1 protein-coding gene and 1 pseudogene are annotated in these 755 nt (G+C 65.3%); one reads left to right on the top strand and one right to left on the bottom strand.

The window, feature by feature from the left end; all coding sequences use genetic code 11:
* Positions 1-332: pseudogene (locus X726_RS0137190) on the bottom strand (citrate synthase); the annotation flags it as partial.
* Positions 333-425: 93 nt separating this feature from the next.
* Here X726_RS0137190 and X726_RS0137185 point away from each other — a divergent pair.
* Positions 426-755, top strand: a 330-nt coding sequence (locus tag X726_RS0137185) for a citrate/2-methylcitrate synthase (protein ID WP_031215665.1), incomplete at its 3' end; no start/stop codon positions are given.

Genomic DNA, 755 nt, shown 5'->3' with positions numbered 1-755 from the left:
AGAGCGGCGGTTTCCTCCAGCGTCGCCGATTTGGAGAGCGCAACGGCGTCTTGCCCTCGGTAGATCAGTCGACCGTGCAGCACAGTCGAAATCGCGGTGACAATCGAGGGTTCGCCCCAGGCGATCGCGCTCGCGGCGATGGCCGAGGGACTGCGGCCCCGCGCCCGGCGGGTCGCCAATGCCGCGATGTCGTCGGCGCGGTACTGGCTGCGGCGCGGGTCGCTCTCATCCGGCCGCATGCCGATGCGGCCACGGCTGACATAGGCGTAGAGCGTCTGCGGCCGGACCTTGAGCCTTTCCAGCGCCTCTTCCCGCGACAGCCATTCGGACATTTTTAGCTCACATATTGATTATATTGATCAAGATTGATCGAGGCGCAGCCCAACCCTTATCTCCCATGCAGAAAAGCTGCAAGGAGATGAGATATGGCGAACGGGCTCGATGATGTGGTGGCGGCGGAGACCGTGCTCTCCGATGTCGATGGCCTTGGCGGCCGCCTGACGATCCGCGGTCATTCGCTGCCGGAATTGGCGGGACGCTGGCGCTATGCGCAAGTCGTTCGCCTGTTGCTCGACGGCTTCTTCGACGGCCTTCCCGGCGATGCCGAACTGGCAGCGAGGCTGGGCGAGGCTCGCGTCGAGCTGTTCGAGCGGCTTGCGCCCTCGCTGCCGCTGCTCGCACCGCTTGAGATCTATGGCGCCATGCGCGCCGGCATGGCGCTGCTGCCGGATGGCGAGACGCTGACGGACGCCTTG

Origin of the sequence: Mesorhizobium sp. LSJC285A00 (assembly GCF_000503155.1) — a bacterium.
GTDB lineage: Bacteria > Pseudomonadota > Alphaproteobacteria > Rhizobiales > Rhizobiaceae > Mesorhizobium.
The sequence above is the reverse complement of the archived record's forward strand: the minus strand, read 5'-3'. Positions and strand labels throughout refer to the sequence as shown.